The sequence below is a fragment of the Nonomuraea jiangxiensis genome (assembly GCF_900099965.1).
GTDB lineage: Bacteria > Actinomycetota > Actinomycetes > Streptosporangiales > Streptosporangiaceae > Nonomuraea > Nonomuraea jiangxiensis.
This window is the reverse complement of the sequence record NZ_FNDJ01000036.1, coordinates 1-17417: the sequence shown is the minus strand read 5'-3', so window position 1 is coordinate 17417 and position 17417 is coordinate 1. Positions and strand designations below refer to the sequence as shown.

Annotated in this window: 19 protein-coding genes and 1 riboswitch; of the genes, 11 read left to right on the top strand and 8 right to left on the bottom strand. The window is 70.1% G+C overall.

The features are described from left to right. Positions 1-127 precede the first annotated feature (127 nt). Together BLS95_RS46915 and BLS95_RS46910 are read right to left on the bottom strand one after the other, a co-directional pair. Positions 128-1135, bottom strand: coding sequence for a hemolysin family protein (locus tag BLS95_RS46915; protein ID WP_090946110.1), 1008 nt, complete (start codon positions 1133-1135; stop codon positions 128-130). Continuing rightward, positions 1132-2529 carry a hemolysin family protein gene (locus BLS95_RS46910; RefSeq protein ID WP_425434797.1) on the bottom strand — a complete coding sequence of 466 codons (1398 nt, stop codon included), beginning with the start codon at positions 2527-2529 and terminating at the stop codon, positions 1132-1134. The genes BLS95_RS46915 and BLS95_RS46910 overlap by 4 nt, the downstream gene beginning before the upstream one ends. Before the next feature lie 193 nt (positions 2530-2722). Between BLS95_RS46910 and BLS95_RS46905 the strand changes: the two genes are divergently transcribed. After that, positions 2723-3994 (top strand): LCP family protein, encoded by a 1272-nt coding sequence (locus BLS95_RS46905; protein ID WP_245765710.1) that lies wholly within the window; start codon positions 2723-2725, stop codon positions 3992-3994. A gap of 83 nt (positions 3995-4077) precedes the next feature. On the opposite strand, the gene BLS95_RS46900 is transcribed toward BLS95_RS46905, so the two are convergent. After that, positions 4078-4734, bottom strand: coding sequence for a GOLPH3/VPS74 family protein (locus BLS95_RS46900; RefSeq protein WP_090946109.1), 657 nt, complete (start codon positions 4732-4734; stop codon positions 4078-4080). Between the two features lie 23 nt (positions 4735-4757). Between BLS95_RS46900 and BLS95_RS46895 the strand changes: the two genes are divergently transcribed. The 4 genes from BLS95_RS46895 (at position 4758) to BLS95_RS46880 (ending at position 8289) form a co-directional block, all read left to right on the top strand. Beyond that, positions 4758-5363, top strand: a complete 606-nt coding sequence (locus BLS95_RS46895) for a TenA family protein (RefSeq protein ID WP_090946108.1) — start codon at positions 4758-4760, stop codon at positions 5361-5363. 101 nt (positions 5364-5464) lie between these two features. Further along, a complete protein-coding gene (locus BLS95_RS46890) occupies positions 5465-6343 on the top strand; it encodes an Fpg/Nei family DNA glycosylase (RefSeq protein ID WP_090946107.1) in 879 nt (292 codons plus the stop codon). Positions 6344-6393: 50 nt separating this feature from the next. Beyond that, complete coding sequence (locus BLS95_RS46885; RefSeq protein ID WP_090946106.1) at positions 6394-6717, top strand: rhodanese-like domain-containing protein; 324 nt, start codon at positions 6394-6396, stop codon at positions 6715-6717. Positions 6718-6830: 113 nt separating this feature from the next. After that, positions 6831-6943: riboswitch (TPP riboswitch) on the top strand. Next, entirely contained in the window at positions 6934-8289 is a 1356-nt protein-coding gene (locus tag BLS95_RS46880; protein ID WP_090946105.1) for a purine-cytosine permease family protein, read from the top strand. It overlaps the preceding riboswitch by 10 nt. Here BLS95_RS46880 and BLS95_RS46875 read toward each other — a convergent pair. Beyond that, positions 8281-8847 carry a methylated-DNA--[protein]-cysteine S-methyltransferase gene (locus BLS95_RS46875; RefSeq protein ID WP_090946104.1) on the bottom strand — a complete coding sequence of 189 codons (567 nt, stop codon included), beginning with the start codon at positions 8845-8847 and terminating at the stop codon, positions 8281-8283. The genes BLS95_RS46880 and BLS95_RS46875 overlap by 9 nt on opposite strands. A 116-nt stretch (positions 8848-8963) precedes the next feature. Here BLS95_RS46875 and BLS95_RS46870 point away from each other — a divergent pair, with 116 nt between their 5' ends. Together BLS95_RS46870 and BLS95_RS46865 are read left to right on the top strand one after the other, a co-directional pair. Beyond that, positions 8964-10832, top strand: a complete 1869-nt coding sequence (locus tag BLS95_RS46870; RefSeq protein WP_090946103.1) for a PAS domain-containing sensor histidine kinase — start codon at positions 8964-8966, stop codon at positions 10830-10832. A 142-nt stretch (positions 10833-10974) separates the two neighbouring features. After that, positions 10975-11406: an ATP-binding protein gene (locus BLS95_RS46865; protein WP_245765709.1), complete on the top strand. Its 432-nt coding sequence runs from the start codon at positions 10975-10977 to the stop codon at positions 11404-11406. A gap of 47 nt (positions 11407-11453) precedes the next feature. Here the strand turns inward: BLS95_RS46865 and BLS95_RS46860 are convergent, their stop codons facing one another. The 3 genes from BLS95_RS46860 to BLS95_RS56385 all read right to left on the bottom strand — a co-directional run bounded on the left by BLS95_RS46860 (position 11454) and on the right by BLS95_RS56385 (position 12652). Then, entirely contained in the window at positions 11454-12107 is a 654-nt protein-coding gene (locus tag BLS95_RS46860; protein ID WP_090946101.1) for a YidC/Oxa1 family membrane protein insertase, read from the bottom strand. A gap of 152 nt (positions 12108-12259) precedes the next feature. Then, positions 12260-12460, bottom strand: coding sequence for a DUF6412 domain-containing protein (locus tag BLS95_RS46855; protein WP_090946100.1), 201 nt, complete (start codon positions 12458-12460; stop codon positions 12260-12262). Positions 12461-12484: 24 nt separating this feature from the next. Continuing rightward, a complete protein-coding gene (locus BLS95_RS56385) occupies positions 12485-12652 on the bottom strand; it encodes a hypothetical protein (RefSeq protein WP_176993766.1) in 168 nt (55 codons plus the stop codon). Between the two features lie 94 nt (positions 12653-12746). Here BLS95_RS56385 and BLS95_RS59395 point away from each other — a divergent pair, with 94 nt between their 5' ends. Both BLS95_RS59395 and BLS95_RS59390 read left to right on the top strand, forming a co-directional pair. Then, positions 12747-13445 (top strand): response regulator transcription factor, encoded by a 699-nt coding sequence (locus tag BLS95_RS59395; RefSeq protein ID WP_090946184.1) that lies wholly within the window; start codon positions 12747-12749, stop codon positions 13443-13445. Between the two features lie 62 nt (positions 13446-13507). Next, positions 13508-14638, top strand: coding sequence for a sensor histidine kinase (locus tag BLS95_RS59390; protein ID WP_281250123.1), 1131 nt, complete (start codon positions 13508-13510; stop codon positions 14636-14638). A gap of 112 nt (positions 14639-14750) precedes the next feature. Here the strand turns inward: BLS95_RS59390 and BLS95_RS46840 are convergent, their stop codons facing one another. After that, positions 14751-15161 carry a hypothetical protein gene (locus BLS95_RS46840; protein ID WP_090946099.1) on the bottom strand — a complete coding sequence of 137 codons (411 nt, stop codon included), beginning with the start codon at positions 15159-15161 and terminating at the stop codon, positions 14751-14753. A 184-nt stretch (positions 15162-15345) separates the two neighbouring features. On the opposite strand from BLS95_RS46840, the gene BLS95_RS46835 reads away from it, so the two are divergent. Together BLS95_RS46835 and BLS95_RS46830 are read left to right on the top strand one after the other, a co-directional pair. Then, the gene (locus BLS95_RS46835) at positions 15346-15693 is read left to right on the top strand and encodes an STAS domain-containing protein (protein WP_090946098.1); all 348 of its coding nucleotides are present in this window, start codon (positions 15346-15348) and stop codon (positions 15691-15693) included. A gap of 87 nt (positions 15694-15780) precedes the next feature. After that, on the top strand, positions 15781-16512 hold the full coding sequence (locus BLS95_RS46830) for a glycosyltransferase family 2 protein (RefSeq protein ID WP_090946097.1): 732 nt from the start codon (positions 15781-15783) through the stop codon (positions 16510-16512). Positions 16513-17417 lie beyond the last annotated feature (905 nt).

Genomic DNA, 17417 nt, shown 5'->3' with positions numbered 1-17417 from the left:
CGACTTGGATCGCAAGGGTCGTGGGTCTTTCTTTTCGAGAACCGGTTGGTAACGGCTGGGGCCGCCTACGGAAGATAGTTCTTGACGCTTGCAGGGGACTTTCCGGGCGCTTGCGGTGTGTTTTAGGTCACAGTCTGGTGTCCAGGAGTTCGCCGAGCAGATCCGTCAGGCTCACCATTCCGATTACCGAGTCTTGCTGGTCCGTCACCAGGGCCAGGTGGGCTCTGGCCTCCTGGAGGCTGGTGACCGCTTCGGGGACCTGGGTGGTGCAGCGGAGCCGGGGCAGGGGGCGGCTCAGGTCCGCGGCGGTGCCGGTGGGCCTCAGCAGGGCGTCCCTGGCGTGCAGGGCGGCCTCCACGCCTGTCGGGCCCTCGACCAGGAGCCTGAGGTGACCGCTCTTCGCCGCCGCTTCCTTGATCTCGGCGGCGGTCGCCGTCCGGGGCACCTTGACCGCCTGGTCCATGGGGATCATCAGGCGTTCGATGCCCTCGTCGTCCAGGCGCAGGGCCCGGGTGAGGAGGTCGTGCTCCTGCCGGTCCAGCAGGCCCATCCGGCCCGACTCGCCCACCAGCATGGCGAGCTGGCGAGGGGTGCGGGTGGTGGCCAGCTCGTCCCTGGCCTGCACGCCGAAGAGCTTGAGAATGGCGTTGGTCAGGCCGTTCAGGGCCGACAGGAGGGGGCGCATGAGCGAGGTGAACGCCCGGAACGGGAGGGTCAGGATCAGGGCCGCGCGCTCCGGATGGGTCAGGGCCCAGGATTTCGGGGCCATCTCGCCGACCACCATGTGCAAGAACGTGACCAGGGCCAGGGCGAAGGTCAGGGCGATGGGCAGGCGCAGCGCCTCCGGGACGCCCGCCGCGGCGAAGACCGGGGTCAGGAAGTGCTCGATGGCGGGCTCCGTCACCTGGCCCAGGCCGAGGGTGCACAGGGTGATGCCCAGCTGGGCGCCCGCCAGCATGAGAGAGAGCTGGCGCCCGCCGCCCACGGCCGACTTGGCGGTGAACCTGACGAGGCGGTTGCCGCCCGTGGCCATCTCCTCCAGGCGGTGGCGCTTGGCCGAGACGAAGGCGAACTCCGCCGCCACGAAGAGCGCGTTGAAGACCAGCAGGGCGAGGCTGACGACGATCAGGGTCATCGGGTCGCCTCCGCGTGCTGGACCGGGGCCAGGCGGACCCATTCGGGGACCCGGCGGTTGAGTGACATGACCGTCAGCTCCGCCAGGTCGTCCGGGGCGTCGTCGGCGAACGGGTCGGTGTCCGTGGTGACGCTGACCGTCACCGAGTCGCCCGGTTCGGGCATTCTGCCCAGCTTGGCCAGGACCAGCCCGGCGAGGGTGTCGTAGTCGTCGCTCTCCGGCAGGGACATGCCCGTCGCTCTTTCCACCTCGTCAAGCCGGAGGTGCCCGGGGATCTCCCAGACGCCGTCGGGTCGCTCGACCACCTCCGGCGGCTCCGGGTCGTTCTCGTCGACCAGCTCGCCGACCAGCTCCTCGGCCAGGTCTTCCACCGTGATCACGCCCGCCAGGCCGCCGTACTCGTCCATGACCAGGGCGATGTCGTCGCCGGCCGCCCGCATCCTGTCCAGCACCGCGGGGAGCGGCACCGAGTCGGGCACCAGCAGGGGCGGGCGGGTGATCTCGGCGATACGGCCCTCCTCCAGGCCCGAGGAGAGCAACTCGCGCACGCCCGTCACGCCCACCACGTCGCCGTCGGGGCCGAGCACCGGGTAACGGGAGTGGCCGCACTCGCGCATGACGTCGACCAGGTCGGAGATGGGCTGCGCGGAGCGCAGCACGACCACGCGGGGGCGCGGCACCATGATCTCCTCCGCCGTCCGGTCGCCGAACTCCAGCGCGCGTTCGAGCAGCTCCGACAGCCTCGCCGGCAGCTCGCCCGCCTGGGTGGACTCCGCGATGATGCGGGACAGCTCCTCGGGGGTCGCGCCGTGCTCGACCTCCTCGACCGGCTCGATGCCGACACGCCTGAGCAGCCCCGTGGCGGCCGCGTCGAACAGCCGGACCACCGGCCCGGCCACCGCCAGGTAGACGAGCGTGGAACCGGCCAGGAACTTGGCCACCGGCTCCGGCCGGGCGATGCCGAGGTTCTTCGGCGCCAGCTCGCCGAGCACCATCTGGACCACGGTCGCCACGAACACGCCGATGGCCACGGACAGCCCGGTGATCATGGTGTCGGACAGCCCGGTGTCGGCCAGCCACGGCCGTACGATGACGGCGATCGCGGGCTCGGCCAGGAAGCCGACCAGCAGCGCCGTGACCGTGATGCCGAGCTGGGCGCCCGAGAGCATGAAGGACAGCCGCGAGGTCACCTGCAACGCCTTCTCGGCGGAGGTGTCGCCGGCGGCGGCCTGCTCCCGGAGGAGGCCCCGGTCGGCGGCGACGAACGCGAATTCCTGGGCGACGAAATAGCCCGTCGCGGCGGTGAGGAGGATGAGGGCCAGTAGGCCGAGATAGGCGCTCACCGGAGTGAGCCCTTGGTGGAACCCGTGCCCGAGCACGGGCGAGGACTCCACGGGTCCTGAGCGGACACGATCATCCCTTCGATAGAGGTCGTTCTAACGGTAACGACAACGGGTGGTCTCTATGTTTCCGGAGTGACCCTTCGCTGCTTCCGCGTACTTTTCCCTGGGAAAACCTTGGCGGATGGACTTCACTGCCGGGGGGTTGGACGTAGCGTTTATGGCAAACCGAAGGGAAGAAGGCGAAGTGTCTGAGGACGACCGGACGCGGGCCATGCGCTCGCCAGGCGACGGCCGCCCGCTGCCTCCACGGCCGGGTGACGGCCAGCGTTCTGGAGGCGCGCCCGCCCATCGCGTGCCGTCCGGAGGGCCGGGGGCGCCCACGCACAAGCTTCCCGCCGCTCCGCAATACCCCGAGCCGCCGCCGGGGAGTCAGCAGGGGCAGCCGCCCAAGGGCGGTTCACGGGTCTACGGCAAGGTGCGCTCGGGCAAGAGCCCGGTCAGGCCGCTGCGGTCGCCGGAGGAGCCGTCCCAGCGGCCGCCCGGGGGGTCGCGCCGGCGGATGTCCGGCGGGACGATCCTGAAGATCGTCGCCGGATTCCTGGTCGTGCTCTTAGTGGCGGCGGTGGGCATGCTCTTCTGGATCGATTCGCGGCTGGCGGGGATCGACGGCGTGCTCGACGACTACGACGGCCGCGTCGCCGACACCCCGGGCACCAACTGGCTGCTCGTCGGGTCCGACAGCCGCAAGGGCCTGACGGCCGCCGAGCGCAAGAAGCTGGCCACGGGGCGGGCCGCCGGCCAGCGTACGGACTCGATGATGTTGCTGCACATCCCCGAGGGCAGCGACAAGCCGACGCTGGTCAGCCTGCCGCGCGACTCGGCCGTCACCATCCCGGGCAGGGGGCGCGACAAGCTCAACGCCGCATACGCGATCGGCGGGCCGAAGCTGCTGGTCCGGACCGTGGAGACGGTCACCGGGGTGCACGTGGACAACTACATGGAGATCGGGTTCGCCGGCTTCGTGGACATCGTGGACGCCGTCGGTGGAGTCGAGATCAACGTACGGGCCGCCGTGAACGACCCGAAGGCGGGGCTCAAGCTGAAGAAGGGCACCCAGACGCTCACCGGGTCGCAGGCCCTCGGCTACGTACGCACCCGCAAGGGCGGCGCGCTGCCCGACTTCGAGCGGACCAAGCGGCAGCGGCAGTTCCTGGGGGCGGTCGTGAAGAAGGCGGCCAGCCCGGGGGTGCTCATCAACCCGTTCACGTCGATCCCGCTGGCCATGAGCGCCACGGACGCGGTCGAGGTGGACTCGGGGACGGGCGTGTTCGACATGCTGTCGCTGGGGCTGGCCATGGGTGACAGCCCGGTGACGACCGTGGTGCCGTTCGGCGGGGACGAGGTGGTGCCCAGCGGCGGCACGGCGGTCAAGTGGGAGCGGGACAAGGCGCTGGCGCTGTTCAACGCTCTGAAGAACGACCAGCCGGTGCCGAAGGACATCATCGACGCCGCCTGAGACAGCCGGTTTCGCCGGACGCGGCCGGGCGCCTTCGCGGTGTCCGGCCGCGTGCCTTCGCGGGGTGCGGCCGTCGCGCCGTTTCAGGACGAGCCGGACGCGCCTACGGCGACCATGCCCGCGGCGGCGGCGCCCGTTACGCCGGCCTGGATGGCCGCGATGGCCTTGGCCACGGCCGCCGACGTCCAGACGCCCTCGGCGATCTCCTTGATTCGTTTCCGGTCGGCGCCGGGGAAGGCCTTGCGGTGGAACCTGGCCGCGTACGTGATCGCGATCAGGGCGGCCGTGCGGGCGTCGGGGTCCGCGCCCGCCAGGACGGCCGACACCCGCTCCCTGACGTCGGCCTGCACGCCGGGGTCCACCTGGGGCCAGCGCGTGCTGGGGAAGACGCCGAGGACCTTACGGTGGCGCTCGGCCAGCACGCCTGCCTCGGCCAGCCCGGTGAGCAGGCGATTGCGCAGCTTGCCCGACTGCAACTTGTGGACCCACCAGGCGGGCCTGCGGTCCCCGCCCTCCTGGACGATGCGGGCCAGCGTGGCGTCCAGCTCGGGGTGGCCGAGCGGGGAGGGGTCGGCGACCCGCAGCTTCTTGCCCGCCAGCTCGATGCGGCCGGCGATCGCGAGGTCGGCGAGAAGGGCGCCCGCGACCGCGGGGTCGAGGTGCATGGAGTCGATGAGCTGCTTGCCGTCCTGGTCGGAATGCGCGAGAAGGAGGAACTCCTCGGCGATCGTCACGCTCATGCCCTGACACTAACCTCCCAGGCATGACTGTCTCGGAACGTTTGCACGCGATCGGCCGGCCGCTGCTCCAGGAGCAGCTCGACCATCCCACCGTGGCCGGGATCGGGCGGGGTGACCTGGCCGAGCCGGTGTTCAGGTCGTGGCTGGAGCAGGACTACCTGTTCCTGCTGGACTACGTGCGGGTCTTCGCCCGGCTGGCCTGGCAGGCGCCCGCCGCGCACCTCGGCGACCTGGTGGATCTGGCGCACACGACCTACCACGACGAGCTGAGCCTGCACCGGAGGATGTCGGCGGAGTTCGGGGCCGACCTGGAGGGTGCGGTGAAGGGGCCGGCGTGTGCGGCGTACACGGGGTTCCTGCTGGAGTCGGCGGCGTCCTATGGGGAGGGGCTGGCTGCGCTTTATCCGTGCATGTGGGGATATTCAAACCTTGGGCAGATATTGGCAAAGAATCCGCCTGATGAGCCGAGATTTCGGGCTTGGGTGGACACGTACGCGGACCCCGGGTTCGAGGCGCTCACCGTACGGATCGCCCAGATGATCGACGAGGTCGATCCCGATCCCGCGCGGGCCGAGGCGCTGTTCACCGAAGGCATGGCCCACGAGCTGGCCTTCTGGAGCGTGCCCTAGCCGCTCCCGCCCCGTCGTCCACAGGCTGTGGACAGCCGGGCGGTCAGCCGGGGGCGGCCGGTCAGAGGCGGTCGGCCGGAGGTGAACCGTACTCTGGTGGCATGCCGGAACTTCCCGAAGTGGAGTCTCTGGTCCACTTCCTGCGCGAGCGGGCGGTGGGCCGTACGATCCTGGGCGTCGACGTGGTCGCGTTCCAGGCGCTCAAGACGTTCGACCCGCCGGCCACCGCGCTCGGCGGGCTCACCGTGACCGGCGTGTCGCGGCACGGCAAGTTCCTCGACCTCGACTGCGACGGGCTGCACCTGGTCATCCACCTGGCGCGGGCGGGGTGGTTGCGCTGGCGCGAGGACCTCTCGGGCGCCAAGCCCGTCCGCCCCGGCAAGGGCCCGCTCGCGGTGCGGGTACGGCTGGCGCCCGACGACGAGGGACTGGCGCCGGGGTTCGAGTTGACGGAGGCGGGGACGCAGAAGCGGCTGGCCGTCTATGTCACGAAAAATCCGGACGATGTGCCCGGCATCGCCGCCCTCGGCCCCGACCCCCTCGACGAGTCGTTCACCGTGGCCGCGCTCAAGCGCATCGTGGGCGGCAACCGTACCCAGATCAAGGGGCTGCTGCGCGACCAGAAGGTGATCGCGGGCATCGGCAACGCGTACTCGGACGAGGTGCTGCACGCGGCCAAGATGTCCCCGTTCAAGGTCGCGGCGACGCTGACCGACGCGCAGATCGCCGACCTGCACGAGGCCATCGTCACCACGCTGGGGGAGGCGGTCGAGCGGGCGCACGGGCTGGCGGCCAAGGACCTCAAGGCGGAGAAGAAGTCGGGGCTCCGGGTGCACAACAGGGCCGGGCAGCCGTGCGACGTGTGCGGTGACACGATCCGCGAGGTGTCCTTCGCCGACTCGTCGCTGCAATACTGCCCCACCTGCCAGACGGGCGGGAAGCCGCTGGCCGACCGCCGTCTGTCCCGGCTGCTCAAATAGGCCACACGGGGATGGGCGAGGCGGGGAGCCGGACGCGAGATGATGGGGTCATGACCGTTCCTGAGATCGACCCCAGTGCCGTTCCCGCCGACGCCTACCTGCTCGACGTCAGGGAGCAGGAGGAGTGGGTGGCCGGGCACGCCCCCGAGGCCGTGCACATCCCCATGACGCAGATCCAGGGCCGGGTGGACGAGGTGCCCGGCGACCGGACAGTCTACGTCGTGTGCCGGGTGGGTGGCCGGTCCATGCAGGTCGCGGCCTGGCTCAACCAGCTCGGGCGGGACGCGGTCAACGTCGGGGGCGGCATGCAGTCGTGGGAGTCGGCGCGGCGCCCGATGGTCAGCGAGACCGGTCAGCCGCCTTTCGTCGCGTGAGGCGTCGCGTGAGGCGTCGCGTGACGCGGCTCCTGGCTTGAGGCGGCTTCAAGGTGAGACGACGCCCACTATGGCGGTTCCGCCGTCATTGGGGCATGATGAGGACGCTAATTACAGATCGTCGCGGGAGCTTGGGGCAACCAGGCTGAGAGGGCAGATACCGCTGCTGCCGACCGCCTGAACCTGTCCGGATAATGCCGGCGTAGGGAGTGTGCGATGTCGCATGCCGTCGACGAAGTTCCCCTGACTCTCGAAGGACGGCCACCGAAGACGCTGGGCGTGCTGGACCAGGGTGCGCTCTGGGCGAACCTGGGCGTCAGCCTCCTGGGCTTCTCCGGGGCCCTGTTCCTGCTCAACCCACTCGGTAACGCGCCGCTCGGCCTGGGCGCCGCGCTGCTGGCGGCCGTGGTCGGCAGCCTGGTCGGCACGGCGATGGTGGGCCTGTCCGCCATCCCCGGCACGCGGACAGGGCAGCCGGCGATGGTGCTGCTCCGGGGCCTGTTCGGCGCCCGGATCTCGTACGTGCCCACGGTGCTGAACGTCGTGCAGATGCTCGGCTGGGGGGCGTTCGAGCTGTGGGTGATCGCCAAGGCCGCCACCGCGATCTTCGGCGGGGTGCCGTACCAGGTGTGGGTGATCGTGGCGGGGGTGCTGACCACCGCGCTCACGATCTGGCCACTCGGCGCGATCCGGCTGCTGCGCCGGTACGTCACCATCGGGGTGATCGTGTCGATGCTCTGGTTCGCCTGGTTCTTCCTGTCCGACGCTCCGGTGCACCCGGGCGGCTCGTGGACCGCGTTCGCCCCGGCCGTGGACTACGTGATCGCGCTGTCGGTGTCGTGGGTGCCGATGGCCGCCGACTTCGCCCGGCACTCCAGGTCGAGCAGGGCCGCGTTCGCGGGGGTGGTCGGCGGTTACACGCTGGCGCAGGTGGCCTGCCTGGGGCTGGGCGTGTACGCGGTGGCCATCGCCGGGGCGGCGGCGGTGCAGGCCGACAGCACGGCGGTGTTCGGGCCGTTCGTGGCGGTGCCGCTGGGCGCGTTGTTCTTCGGCATCCTGGCGCTGCGGGAGACCGACCAGTCCTTCGCGAACGTCTACTCCACGACGGTCTCGTTGCAGAACCTGATGCCGCGGGTGGACCGGCGGGTGTTCTCCACCGGGATCGGCGTGCTCACCGTCGCCGTCGCGCTGGTCGTGGACGTCACCTCGTACGGCGCCTTCCTGTCGGTGATCGGGGCGGTGTTCGTGCCGATGTTCGCGGTGCTCGCCGTGGACTATTTCGTGCTGGGCGGCGCCTCCCGCTGGAACACCGGCGAGGACGCGCCGTCGCGCTGGTCGATGCTGGTGCCGTGGGCGCTCGGCTTCGTCGCGTACTGGCTGACCACCTCCAGCGTCACCGTGGAGGCGTGGGACGCCTTGTGGAATTCGGTGCGGGAGGCGATCGGGTTCACCCGGCAGCCGTGGATGAACGGCGCCCTGGGCGCGGCCCTGGTGGCCGGGCTGGTGACGCTGGCGGTCGGCCGGCCCCGGCGGCGCCGCACGGCCGACGCCGGGGCGGTGGAGTCAGGCTGAGGCGCGCTGCTCGACGTTGAGCAGGTGCTGCTTGGCGGCCGGGCCGCCGGCGTAGTCGCCGAGCGTGCCGTCCCCGCGCACCGCCCGGTGGCAGGGCACGATCACGCAGACGGGATTGGAGGCCAGCGCGTTGCCGATCGCCCGCAACGCGCGCGGCCGGCCGATGCTCTGGCCGATCTCCTCGTATGTGGTGGTGGTGCCGTAGGGGACGGCCATGGTCTTCTGCAGCACCGTGCGGGCGAAGGACGTGGCCAGCGTCAGGTCCACGGGCGTGGTGAACGCGCGCAGCCGGCCGGAGAAGTAGGCGTCCAACTCTCTGCGCACCGGGTCGAGCCGCCTCGGGTCGGGCCCGATGAACATGCCCACATGCCTGGTGACCAGCTCGAACACGCTGTTTTCCGGCTCGAAGCTGCACGCCGCGACACCTTTGCCCGTCACGGCCAGCACCAGCCTGCCCAGGGCGCCGTCGTAGGTGCCGAACGCGATGTCAGGCGGCGTCTCACCTCGGTAGGTGCTGGAGGTCACGCGCAGCAGGGCATCGAGATCACCGCTCGACATTCCCATCACCCTCCTGTCGCGTAGTGCGGCGCCCGCGGCGCACGCGAATCACCGTGCCCGCAGCGTATCGGACGGATCGCCCGACGGACTCACCGCGCCACGGGCACTATGGAGGTGTGGGGGACGAATGGGCCGGTAGTGACGACGAGATCGCTCGCGCGGTGCTCGCCAGCTCACCCAACGCCGTCGTGGCGCTCGACCGGGACCGACGCGTGCTGGTCTGGAACGCCGAGGCCGAACGGCTGTTCGGTTGGTCGGCGGAGGAGATGCTCGGGCGCCGGGCGCCGATCGTGCCGGAGGAGCTGGTGGCCGAGCACAACGCCGTGCTGGAGCGCGTACGCACCGGGGGCCAGGTCTCCCTGCGCACCAAGCGTTTCCGCAGCGACGGGACCCTGCTGGACGTCCGGGTCGACATCAGCGCGTTGCGGCTGGGCAGCGCCGTGGCCGGATACGTCTGCGTGCACTATCTGGCCAGGGCCGACGAGGTGGTCAGGAACCGGATGGCGCGCCGGGCCAGGCTGGTCCGCCGGCTGACCGACGTGGTCGGCGACATCAACTCCGAGCTGGAGCTGCCCGCCGTGCTCGACCGGATCTCGGCCAGCCTCACGGAGCTGACCGGGGCCGACGCGGGCGGGTTCGTGCTGATCGAGGAGGATCGGCTGCGGCTGGTGAGCACGTACCGGCTGCCGGAGACGCTCAGGGGCACCACCAAGGACCTGCGGACGAGCCTGGTGGACAAGTTGTTACGCACCGGCAAGACCGTCCTGCTGGAGTCGCAGGGGCTGGACGACCTGGTGTGGGCGCGGCTGCCGGGGCTGCACACGATCGCGCTGGGGCTGGCGGCGGTCGGCGGGCGGCCGTACGGGGCTCTCTATGCGCTGTTCTCCCGGCGCACGCCGGAGCATCTGGAGCTGGAGCTGCTGGAGCTGCTGGCCGGGCACGCGGGCATCGCGGTCGGCAACGCGGTGGCCTACCAGGAGGCGGTACGCCAGCGGGCGCACGAGCGGGCCGTGTTCGACGCGAGCGCCGACGGGATCGCGGTGCTCGACGGGGCCGGGCGCGTGGTGCGCTGGAACCCGGCCGCCGTGGAGCTGACCGCGTTCTCCGCCGAGACGGTCATCGGGGGGCCGCCGCCGTTCCCGCTGCCGAAGCCGGGGGAGAAGCTCACGTTCCAGATGGAGACCGGGCGGTGGCTCGACGTGGTGAGCGCGCGGATCGAGGAGACGAGCGAGGTGGTCATCGACTTCCGCGACGTGACCACGGCCAAGGAGCTGGAGGAGGCCAAGGACCTGTTCCTGGCCACGACCAGCCACGAGCTGCGGACGCCGATCACGATCGTCCGGGGGTTCGCCAGCACGCTGGACTCGCGCTGGGACAAGCTGAGCGACCTCGAACGCCGCTCGGCCGTGCACACGATCGCCGAGCGCTCCCGGTCGCTGGGGCAGCTCATGGACCACCTGCTGCTGGGCTCCAGGGCGGGGGCGGACGAGCTGAAGGTGCGGATCGAGACGTTCGACCTGGCCGAGCGGATCAACGCGGCCACGCTGGGGCTGCCGGTGCTGTCGGACCGGCACCGGGTGGAGGTGTCCATCCCCGAGGGGTTGCCGTCGGTGCTGGGGGACGCGCTGGCCACGGACATCGTGCTGGGGCAGTTGCTGGAGAACGCTTTCAAGTACTCGCCGAAGGGCGGGCTCATCCGGGTCGAGGCCTGGCCCGAGGACGACAACGTGGTAGCCGTGGTGGACGATGAGGGGGTTGGTATAGCCCCTCCCGACCGAGAGCGTATCTTTGAGAGGTTTGTCCAGGTGGACAGCGGGGATCGAAGAAGGTTTGGTGGAGTGGGGCTCGGACTCTACATCGTCAGGAGCCTCGCGAGAGCACAAGGGGGAGATGTGAGTGCTCATCCGCGACCGGGAGGCGGCACCAGGATGCGGCTCGTACTGCGGTGTGCTTCCACTATCGGATCCGACACACCGATGCGGTAACGACGCGGTCACGGTTGCGCTGATCTATCGTCCAATGTGTACAAGCTGTGATCGAGATGCGGTTTCTGGGGTTGGGTAACGGGGCATTTCGGTCGTACCGGGGAGTGTTCCCGCGGGGGGCACAGGTAACGGGGAGGTGGGTGTGTCAAGCGTGGTGCTGCTGCCGTACGCGCCGTCCAGCGTCGCCGTTGCCCGCCAGCGTCTGAGCACTGACCTGCAGGAAAGTGGGGTCTTCACCGCCGCGATCGACGATGCCGTGCTGGTGGTGAGCGAGTTGCTGAGCAACGCGCTGCGGCATGCTCATCCGCTGCCGTCGGGCATGGTCCGGGTCGCCTGGCTGCGCAGCGATGATCACATCGAGGTGGCGGTGAGCGACGGGGGTTCTGCCACGGAGCCGCGGGCGGGCCGCCCGACCCTGTCGTCGCTCGGGGGCCGGGGGCTCGGGATCGTCGAATACGTGGCGGAGAGCTGGGGGGTTCGGCACGATGGGGACACGACGACGGTGTGGGCGATCCTGCCCGCCCCGCATGCCTCGGTAAATGGGCAGGTGGCGGCCCTCAGGGAGGCCGGGTAACGCCCTTCCGGGCCTTGAGGTGGCCCGGGCCTTCGGTGGTCCGGGCTTCAGGCGGTCCGGGCGGCGAGTACGGCCCGCTCTGAGACGGCCCACGCCGTGGAGACGAGCAGATACAGGCCGGCGGCCAGCGGCAGCACCAGCGTGGCGAGCACGGACCCGTACGGGAGCAGCGGCATGATCTTCTGCACCAGCGGCGGCTGCTCGCCCATCTGGGTCGCCAGTTTCTTGCTCAGCCGGGCCGAGAGCCAGGCCACCGCCATGGCCAGCGCGATGACCAGAACGAAGACCAAAACCGGCCAACTGATCAGACCATAATTGGCGATGACACCCGCCACCTGCTGCCCCAGCGGAGCCCCGAACAGACCGTGCCCGGCCAGCGCCGTCGGGTGCGTGGCCACCCGGTACATCAGCCACAGGAACGGCAGTTGCGCCAGCATCGGCAGGATCCCGGCGAACGGCGAGGTGCCTTCCTTGGCGTAGAGGGCGGACACCTCCCTGCTCATCCGCTCGGGGTTGCGTGCGTAGCGTTTGCGTAGTTCGAGGACCTTGGGCGCGAGGCGTTCCCGGATCTTGGCGGTACGGGCCTGGCGCACGTTGAGCGGTAGCAGCAGCAGGCGTACGGCCAGGGTGAACAGGACGATGCCGAGCGCCGCGTGGCCCCCGGACACGGTGATGACGAACGTGACAAGAGAGTCGATCATGAGCCCCTACTCCGGGTGAGATGAATGGCGGGCTCACTCGGGCCGAGGAGTCCCCGCTTCTTGAAGGGAGCGGGACGGCGAGGCGTCCCGCTTCGGATGCGAGCGGGACGGCACCGGTGGGTACGCGTCCCGCCTGCCGGAAGCGGGACGCTTTAAGGGGCTCTGGGACGCGCGCGGCCGGCCGCGTCGGGGTCGCGCTGCCGCTGGAAGGCCGAGCGGCGCGCGTAGGTCAGCGGGAAGCGCATCGGCTCACCGCTGAGGATGGGCAGCAGCGTGGCCGCCCACGTGGCCAGCAGCAGGATCGCCATCATGGTGATCCCGACCAGCCACGGATCGAGCAGGAACAGCGTCATGGTGACCTGGTCACTTCGATGTCACTATGACCGGGACTTGCCTACCACGGTGACCGTGATGAAGACGACCAGAGCGACCACACCGATGATCAACGCGATCTTGATCAGGCCTGCCAGCATCGGCAGCAGGAAGTTGAACAGCACGAAGAGGCCCAGCAGGGCCCCTATCACGAGCATCACGAGTCTACCCATGGGGTTACCGTACGTCCTCGGAGGGTGATCCGCGAGGCTTACGAACCAATGACGTCCATGTCACTCGTGGGTGGCCCGGTCGTACCGTGAATGGGTGAACACCCGCATCCTGGTCGTCGATGACGATCCGACCGTTTCCGAGGTCGTGGCGCGATATCTGGAGCGCGACGGGCATGAGGTCGAATGCGTCGGCGACGGCGTGGAGGCGCTGCGCAGGGCGTTGGCGCATCCGCCGGACCTCATGGTGCTGGACCTGATGCTGCCCAAGATCGACGGGCTGCAGGTGTGCAGGAAGCTCAGGGAGCGGTGGCCGGTTCCGGTGATCATGCTGACCGCGTTGGGCGAGGAGATCGACCGGGTGGTGGGCCTGGAGACCGGGGCCGACGACTACGTGACCAAGCCGTTCAGCCCGCGTGAGCTGGCGCTGCGGGTGCAGTCCGTGCTGCGGCGGGCCAGGGGGGCCTCGGTCACCGGCGGCACGGGGGTGCTGCGTGACGGGGACCTGGTGGTGGACGTGGGGGCCCATGAGGTGCGGCTGCGCGGGGACGAGGTGCTGCTGACGGCCCGGGAGTTCGACCTGCTGGCTTATCTGATGCGTAATCCGCGGCAGGCGTTCAGCCGGTCGGCGCTGCTGAACCAGGTGTGGGGGTGGTCGTTCGGGGATTCCTCGACGGTCACGGTGCATGTGCGGCGGCTGCGGGAGAAGGTGGAGCCGGATCCGACGGAGCCGCGGAGGATTGTGACGGTGTGGGGGGTCGGATACCGGTATGAGCCGCTGGACGGCGGCTCGTGATGCCGGCGGCTGCGGTCCTTTCTGTGCCGGGAGCGGCTGGGGTCCTTTCTGCGCCGCCTGGGGTGGGTGCTCTGTCGCCGCCCGCGGCGGTGGCGATGGGGGACCTGCCGATGGTGGTGGCCGTGGCGGCGGGGTGCGGGGTGCTGGTGGCGCTGGCGGGCATCGGGGTGATGTGGTGGCTGCGTACCAGGTCGATCGGGGTGATGCTGGCCGTGGTCGTGGTCGTCGCGGTGGCGGCGACGCTGGCCGGGGTGGTGGCCATCATCATGAAGATGATCATTGAGGGCGAGGTCAAGGACTTCGTGCTGAGTGTGGTGGCCGTGGGCGGGATCGTGGGGCTCGGGGTCGCGTTCGTGCTGTCGAAGCGGGTGGTGGGGGAGAGCCGGCGGTTGGTGGCGGCCGTACGGGACATGCCGTTCGTGGCGCCTCAGGGGTTGCCCGCGGAGTTGCAGACGATCGCGAACACCCTGGAGGAGGCGTACGCGCGCGAGCGGGCCCTGGAGGGGGCGCGGCGGGAGCTGGTGGCCTGGGTGAGCCACGATCTGCGGACGCCGCTGGCCGGGATGCGGGCGATGGCCGAGGCGCTGGAGGACGGGGTGGTGTCCGACCGGGAGACGGTCGCGCGCTATCACGGGCAGATCAAGCTGGAGGTGGAGCGGCTGTCGGCGATGGTGGACGACCTGTTCGAGCTGTCGCGGATCCACGCGGGGGCGTTGCGGCTGTCACGGGCCAGGATCGGGCTGGCCGACCTCGTCGCGGACACGATGGCCGGGGTCGAGCCGCTGGCCCGGGCCAAGGGGGTGGTGCTGACGGCGGAGGCGGCGGCGACGGTGCCGGTCGAGGCGGACGCCGGGGCGCTGGGACGGGCCCTGGGCAACCTCGTGGTCAACGCCATCCGGCACACGCCGTCGGACCGGACCGTGGTGCTGCGGGCCGGGGTCGACGACGACGCGGGGATGGCGTGTTTGTCGGTGACGGACTGTTGTGGAGGGATTCCGGAGGAGGATCTGCCTCGGGTGTTCGAGGTGGCCTTCCGGGGGGAGGCTGCCCGTACTCCTACCGCCGACGGCGGGGCGGGGCTCGGGCTGGCCATCGCGCAGGGGATCGTGGAGGCGCATGACGGGATGATCGGGGTGGTCAACGACGGACCGGGGTGCCGGTTCGAGATCCGGCTTCCCCTGGTCGGCAGCTGACGGCCGTTCCCCGACCTCGGCGGCTGTTCTCCGTGTTCGGCTGTTGTCCGCGGGCTGTTGTTGTCCGTGGGCTGCCGCGCCCGTCGTGGCTTCGCGGTCTCCGTGGTGGAGTTCAGGCGCTCTCGGAGAGTGTCGTGTCGGATGAGTCGTGTGGTGCACCGAACGACTCCGACATTGCCCGAAATGTCGGGCAGGGCCAGCGCCACATGCAGCTCCGGCAGCGCAGGATCGGGTGGGCGGTGTCGCTGGTGATGCCCCCCGCGTCCCGCGGCTGGTGCAGATCGAGCAGCCTCAGCCCGAGCTCCGAGAACCTGAGCAACTCGCTCCGGGCCTCGGAGAGGAAGTCGAGGTCCTCGACCGCCAGGCGGGTGCGGATGGGGACGTAGCCGTCTTGGTTCACCAGGCCGCGGAGGCGGTCTGCTTCGTCATGCCATGGAGTGGCCTTCTCCGTGCGGATGAGGATGGTCTCCAGGCGTTCGCGGAGTCCTTGGCGCTGGGCGTCTTCAGGTTTGTCGGCTTTCATCGATGCGGGACCCGTCTGCCGTGCCCCAGCCCCTCCTCCACGCAGCGATGCCGGTTGTGGTGTCACGCTGTCAAGCTTCGCGTACTCTCCGTTTTGATGGAGCCCAAACGGAGGACAAAAACCAGTGGTTGCCCTATCGGCGTGACAACGTGACCGGAAGGCTCTGCGCCGCTAGCCTGCCCATGTGGAGCTCAAGGTCTCGACTCGATCACATGCCGGGTGCGCACTCGTTGCCATCACCGGGGAAATCGACCTGTACACGGCGCCTCACCTGCAGGCCGAGTTCACTCGGCTCCTGCAACAGGGGCCTAGCCGGGTGGTCATCGACATGTCCGCCGTGGATTTCTGCGACTCCACGGGGATGAACGTGCTGCTGTCGGCACTCAAACGCATGAAGGAGCAGGGAGGGACACTCGAGGTGGCCTCCCCGCGGCCTGCCGTACGCAAGATTCTGCAGGTCACGGGGTTGGACTCGGTGTTCACCGTGCATGACGAGGTGCCGGCCGAGTTCCTCATCACCGAGGGGTCATGACAAGATCCGCTCTCTGGGGGCGGTGTTGTGTTCCTTGCGGAGGTGACGCTCAGTGGGCATCGATGTTGCTGGTGGAGGTGACGTTGCGTGAGCGGCGGTGACACGGCGGTCATCATTCCGGCCGTCAACGAGGCCGACCGCATCGCGGCCACCGTCAAGTCCGCCGCGGCGCTGCCCGGTGTGGATCTCGTCGTGGTCGTGGACGACGGCTCGTCGGACCAGACCGGCAGGGTGGCGCGTGCTGCGGGAGCGCGGGTGGTGCGGCACAGCAGCAACCGGGGCAAGGCCGCCGCGATGGAGACAGGCGCGGAGGCCGTACGTCTCCTCGACGACGAGGGCAGCCCTCGCCACCTGCTCTTTCTCGATGCCGACCTGGGCGAGACGGCACACGCCGCCGCACCGCTCATCGAGCCGGTACGCGCGGGGCAGGCCGACATGACGATCGCCGTCTTCAGGACGAGGGTGCGCCTCGGGGGGCACGGCTTAGTGGTACGGCTGTCGAAGGAGGGCATCCGCCGGGCGACCGGGTTCGAGGCGACCCAGCCGCTCAACGGGCAGCGTTGCCTGACCAGGCGGGCGTTCGAGGCGGCGCGGCCGTTGGCGTACGGGTTCGGGGTGGAGACGGCGCTGACGATCGACCTGCTGCGGAGGAAGTTTCGGGTCAGGGAGGTCGAGGTCGAGATGTCACATCGGGCCACCGGCAACGACTGGCGAGCGCAGGTGCATCGGGCCCGGCAACTCCGGGATGTGGGGCTGGCGCTGGTGACGCGAGAGCCGATCGTGGCCCTCTACCTCCGCCGCCTCCGCCACAGGCGCTGACACCTGACACCTGACCGGGACGCCGGACGTGGGCACCGGGCGCCGGACGGGACGCCAGGCGCCGGACGGGACGCCGGACAGGGATATCAGGCGCCGGACGGGACGTCCGACAGGGGACCCCGGACGTGGGACCCACGACGCGGAACGCGCGATACGGGAGCTTGGACACAGGACGCCCGACCGTGGGACCTCGGACGTGGGATCCACGGCGCGGAACGCGCGACACGGGAGCTTGGACACAGGACGCCCGACCGGGGGACCTCGGACGTGGGATCCACGGCGCGGAACGCGCGACACGGGACCCAGACGCAGGACGCCGGACCGGGACGCTCGACCGATACGCCGGGCGACCGCCGCCGTGAGACCCACAACACGGGACCCACAACGCGGGACCCACGAAGCACGACACGACGCACGACCCACGACCCACGACGCACGACGCAGGGCCCATGACGCGGGACCCACGACGCGGGGACCCGCCAGGCGGGAGCCACGATGCGGGACCCACGACGCAGGGCCCACGACGCAGGGCCCACGACGTGGCACGCGCGACGTGGCACGCGCGACGCGTGGCGCGGGACCTGCACGTAGGACACACGACCGCGGGACGTGGGCTCGGGCTCGCTGGGGTGTAATTCTGCTGGGTCGCCCCTGGCGGTTGTCGGTGGGGGCGTGACCTTGGTGGGTCGTCCCTGGGCAGTCGTCGGCCGTGCGTGATTTTCGGTGGGTCGCTCACGGGCGGCTGAGTTGGCTGAGACGTGATGGCGGTGGCTGTCTACAGGCGTTCGTTGGCTGCGGAGTGACTTCGGAAGGTCGCCCATGGGCGGCCGAGTTGGCTGAGATGTGATCGCGGTGGCTGTCTACAGGCGTTCGTTGGCTGGGGTGTGACTTTGGTAGGTCGCCCA

Excerpts from the sequence above, each read along its gene's own strand:
- BLS95_RS46880 (WP_090946105.1), top strand. The coding sequence starts at position 6,934 with ATGTCGCATGCCGTCGACGAAGTTCCCCTGACTCTCGAAGGACGGCCA.
- BLS95_RS46885 (WP_090946106.1), top strand. The coding sequence starts at position 6,394 with ATGACCGTTCCTGAGATCGACCCCAGTGCCGTTCCCGCCGACGCCTAC.
- BLS95_RS46900 (WP_090946109.1), bottom strand. The coding sequence starts at position 4,734 with ATGAGCGTGACGATCGCCGAGGAGTTCCTCCTTCTCGCGCATTCCGAC.
- BLS95_RS46915 (WP_090946110.1), bottom strand. The coding sequence starts at position 1,135 with ATGACCCTGATCGTCGTCAGCCTCGCCCTGCTGGTCTTCAACGCGCTC.
- BLS95_RS46855 (WP_090946100.1), bottom strand. The coding sequence starts at position 12,460 with ATGACGCTGTTCCTGCTCGATCCGTGGCTGGTCGGGATCACCATGATG.
- BLS95_RS46895 (WP_090946108.1), top strand. The coding sequence starts at position 4,758 with ATGACTGTCTCGGAACGTTTGCACGCGATCGGCCGGCCGCTGCTCCAG.
- BLS95_RS46875 (WP_090946104.1), bottom strand. The coding sequence starts at position 8,847 with ATGTCGAGCGGTGATCTCGATGCCCTGCTGCGCGTGACCTCCAGCACC.
- BLS95_RS46860 (WP_090946101.1), bottom strand. The coding sequence starts at position 12,107 with ATGATCGACTCTCTTGTCACGTTCGTCATCACCGTGTCCGGGGGCCAC.
- BLS95_RS46840 (WP_090946099.1), bottom strand. The coding sequence starts at position 15,161 with ATGAAAGCCGACAAACCTGAAGACGCCCAGCGCCAAGGACTCCGCGAA.
- BLS95_RS46890 (WP_090946107.1), top strand. The coding sequence starts at position 5,465 with ATGCCGGAACTTCCCGAAGTGGAGTCTCTGGTCCACTTCCTGCGCGAG.
- BLS95_RS56385 (WP_176993766.1), bottom strand. The coding sequence starts at position 12,652 with ATGGGTAGACTCGTGATGCTCGTGATAGGGGCCCTGCTGGGCCTCTTC.